Genomic DNA, 4,231 nt, shown 5'->3' with positions numbered 1-4,231 from the left:
AGTCCCAGCCACGACCGGCTCGCCCACGTCCCCGACCAGCGGTTCCGTGATCGCGCCACCGACGGCCCACACGGTCGCTGCATGGCACGACCGGACGACCTCAACCCGCCCTGAATCGACGGGAAGGACGCGCATGACCACACCCCAGGCCCCGCCGACCCTTGTCGGAAAGGCCGCCATCGGGGCCCTCGGCATGCTGGCAGTGGCCACCGGCGCCTTGGAGTCGGTGGTGACGCCGACACTCCCGCTCCTGCAACGCGAGCTGGACATGAGTCCCGCCGAAGGAGCACTGCTCAGCATCGTCCTCATGATCACCGGCGCGCTCATCACTCCGGTGGCGGGAAAGTTCGGTGACCGCTACGGCGGAAAACGGGTCCTGATCCGGCTGATGGCGGTGGTCTCGGCCGGCGGCCTGGTGTCCGCCGCGGCCCCGAACCTCCCCGTACTGCTGGTCGGCCAGATCCTCCAGGGGGCGATGGTCGGCGCGCTGCCTCTCTCCTTCATCCTGGTGCGCGAACACCTCCCTCAGGGGGAGTCCAAGGTCGCCATCGGCGTGGTCAGCGGCCTGTTCGTCGGCGGCGGGATGGCGGGCACGCTGGCCGCCGGGCCCGTGGCCGAAGGACTGTCCCGGCACTGGATGTTCGCGCTGCCCACGGTCGTCGTGATCGCGGCCACCGTACTGGTGAACAGGCTCATGCCGCAGGACCGACCGGGCCGGCCCGACGACGCCGGGATCGACTGGCCCGGCCTGGCCCTCCTGAGCGGCGCCCTGGTCACGCTGATGCTCGTCCTCTCGATGGCGCCCGACCTCGGCTCGCAGCCCCTCGTGCTCGCGGTCCTCCTCGTGCTCCTGGCCGCCCTCGTGGCCGGGTGGACGGCCGTGGAGCGCCGAGTGGCGTCACCGATGGTCGATCTGCGCATGCTGTCCCGGCCTGCGGTGTGGAAGCCGTGCGTGCTGACGTTCATGATCTGCGTCGGTACCTCGGCGGCGGTCCATCTCGTCCCGCAACTCTTCGCGGTGTCCGACGACGCCTACGGCTTCGGGGCCGACGCCACCACGATCGGCTTCTACCTGCTGCCCGGCACGGTCGCCGCGTCTCTGGCCGGGCCGGTCGGCGGGATCGGGGCGCGGCGGTTCGGCTCGCGCGCGGTCATCACCGCCGGGATCGTCGTTCTGGCGGCTTCCCTGATCGTCCTGGGGGCCGTGCACACCGAGGTCTGGCACCTCGTCATCGGCAAGATGATGATCGCGCTCGCCAACGGGCTGTGTGTGACAGCGCTGGTGACCAGCACCGCCACTTCCGTCGATCAGGGTGACACCGGCATCGCCACCAGCCTGGTCCTGGTGACCCGCGTCATCGGCTTCGCCGTGGGCGTGCAGGCCAGTGGCACGCTCCTCACCGCCGCAACCCCGTCCGGGTCCGACGTCCCGGACGAATCAGCCTTCGTGACGGGCTTCGTCATCGCCGGCGCCGTCACGGCCCTGTCCCTGCTTGTCGCCCGCACCATGCGCAGAGGAGTCACAGCATGACGTCCGCACATCAGTTGAAGCACAGCCGCGCTGTGCCGCGGCGCAAGGCCCTGATCTCCGGGGCCGGCGTCGCCGGGCCGGCCCTCGCGTTCTGGCTGAACCGTCTCGGGTTCGAGGTGACGGTGGTCGAGAAGGCCCCCGCACTCCGAAGCGGCGGCTACCCCGTCGACCTGCGCGGCACCGCACTCGAGGTCGTCCGGCGGATGGGAATCCTGCCGCGGCTGCGGGACGCGCACATCGACCTGCGCCGGCTCACCTTCCTCGCCGCGGACGGCGGCGAGGTGGCCTCGGTCCATCCCCACTCCGTCACCGGCGGCGTTGCGGGGCACGACCTCGAGGTGCGGCGCGGGGATCTGTCCGATGCTCTTCACGCGGCGGTCCGTGACGATGTGGAGTTCTTGTCCAACGACGCCATCGCAACCCTCGACGAGCACGATCACGGCATCGACGTCGCCTTCCGCGGAGGCGGCACCCGTAGGTTCGACGTGGTGTTCGGCGCGGATGGTCTGCACTCGCACACCCGCCGGATGCTGTGGGGACCCGAGGAGCAGTTCCACCGGTACCTCGGTTACTGCTTCGCCGTGTTCACCATGCCCAACACGTTCGGCCTCTCCCACGAGACCGTGATGTGGAACACGCCGGGCAGGGCAGCGGCCCTCTACGCCGTGGGGGACCACGACGACGTGCACGCCTTCCTCAACTTCGCCCACCCCCACCCGCCGTTCGGCGCGTTCCCGGACCCTCGAGCCCAACGCGCCCTGGTGGAATCGGCATTCGCCGACGCGGGGTGGGAGGTGCCGGGCATGTTGGCCGCGATGCGGGATGGGAACGACCTGTTCTTCGACGCGGTCAGCCAGATCCGCACGCCCCGCTGGTCCGACGGCAGAGTCGCCCTGGTGGGCGACGCCGCGTGGGCACCCTCGTTCCTCACCGGTCAGGGCACCAGCCTTGCCCTCGTCGGCGCGTACATGCTCGCCGCTTCCCTGGCCGACCGGGACCACTCCTCCGGCTTCGCCGCCTACGAACTGGACACCCGTGGCTTCGTGACGGCCAACCAGGCGCTGGTCGGCAAGGGCGGTGCCACCCTTTTCCCTACCACCGCACAGGCGCTGGAAGAACGCAACGCCCGACTGCGCGAACTCACCTCGATTCCCCCCACAAAGGCGCGACCTGCCCATTCGGCCCTCGTCCTGCCCGACTTCATGCCTGTGGTGTGACGGGATGTGAGAGGAAGCGGCCTCCCCCGTCGACCAGTTCGCCGGACCGGCGTGAACCGGATCAGGACGTCCACAGGCTCCGCCCGGTCGCGACGGAGCCGTTGCCCGAGCGGAAGGCCCCCGGTCCCCCGCTACTCGACCGACCACCAGGTCGCCATCGGCGCGCCGACCCACGTCTTGTCGTCCCACTCCGCCGGCCCGTGCCCGGCGACCGCTACGGCTGCAAGGCACGGAAGCTGTGCGAAAGCACAAGCTCCATGGAAACGCAACCGAACGCCCGTACAACGGGCAAGGTGTTGAGGGCCCTCCGGTGGCGGGCGGCCTGGGAGGAGGGCGGTAGAGACGGCTGCGAACGCGGAGACCGCCCTCGATCCCGGTCCGATCCCTCGACCGCAGCGGGCAGCACCGCCGATGAGGAGTCGGTGCCTGCAGCGGCCGGGATGCCGATCCGAGCCGCGCTTCAGGCAACGCTTCAGCTGTCTCGTTCAGCTGTCTCGCAAGCCGCCGCGCGGTTGAGGACCGGGACGGCCGGAGGCCTGTCACTGCCGGTTGCTATCTTTCCATGACGGATCCGGAGTGGGGCGCATCACCGAGCGGGGGAGGTTTCCATGGGGCTGTTCGACAGCATCCGCGGGGAATTCATTGACATCATCGAGTGGACCGACGACAGCCGGGACACCATCGTGTGGCGATTCCCGCGTCACGACAACGAGATCAAGATGGGCGCCAAGCTCGTCGTACGTGAGTCGCAGACCGCGGTCTTCGTCAACGAGGGCCGCATAGCGGACGTCTTCCAGCCGGGTACATACACCCTGCAGACCCAGAACATGCCGCTGCTGTCCACGCTGAAGGGCTGGAAGTACGGTTTCGACTCGCCGTTCAAGGCTGAGGTGTACTTCGTCACCACCCGCCAGTTCACCGACATGAAGTGGGGCACGCAGAACCCGGTCATCGTCCGCGACCCCGAGTTCGGAATGGTGCGGTTGCGGGCCTTCGGAGCCTACGCGGCGCGGGTGGTCGATCCTGCGGCACTGCTGCGCGAACTGGCGGGTACCGACCCTCAGTTCCGTACCGAGGAGGTGCAGGGTTACCTGCGCCAGCTGATCGTCGGCAAACTGGGCAGCGCGCTCGCCACCTCAGGCGTTCCGATGCTGGATCTGGCGACCCAGCAGGAGTCCATCGGCACCAGGCTTGCGGGTGTGCTCACCCAGGAGCTGAAGCCGGTCGGTATCGCCGTCCCCACGTTCATCATCGAGAACATCTCGCTGCCTCCAGAGGTCGAGGAGGCCATCGACACCCGTGCCAGGATGGGTATCGCGGGCAATCTCGACCAGTACACCCAGTTCCAGGCAGCCGACGCGCTCGCCGCCGCGGCGAGCACGCCCGGCAGTGGCGTCGGTGAAGGCATGGGGCTGGGGCTCGGGATGGCCGCGGGCCAGCGGATGGCTGCCGGTCTCAACCCACAGCCGCAGCCCTCTGCCCC

General features: G+C 69.3%; 3 protein-coding genes. All 3 read left to right on the top strand.

Annotated features, from left to right (window positions below):
• Positions 1–133 precede the first annotated feature (133 nt).
• A complete protein-coding gene (locus IH13_RS0122940; protein ID WP_031087343.1) occupies positions 134–1,531 on the top strand; it encodes an MFS transporter in 1,398 nt (465 codons plus the stop codon).
• The gene (locus IH13_RS0122935; protein ID WP_031087342.1) at positions 1,528–2,748 is read left to right on the top strand and encodes an FAD-dependent monooxygenase; all 1,221 of its coding nucleotides are present in this window, start codon (positions 1,528–1,530) and stop codon (positions 2,746–2,748) included. Before IH13_RS0122940 ends, IH13_RS0122935 begins: the two co-directional genes overlap by 4 nt.
• A 608-nt stretch (positions 2,749–3,356) precedes the next feature.
• Positions 3,357–4,231, top strand: an 875-nt coding sequence (locus IH13_RS0122930; RefSeq protein WP_031087340.1) for an SPFH domain-containing protein, incomplete at its 3' end; no start/stop codon positions are given.

The sequence above is a fragment of the Streptomyces sp. NRRL WC-3549 genome (assembly GCF_000721935.1).
In the GTDB taxonomy this organism is placed as follows: Bacteria; Actinomycetota; Actinomycetes; order Streptomycetales; family Streptomycetaceae; genus Streptomyces.
This window is presented reverse-complemented; position numbering and strand designations above follow the sequence as displayed.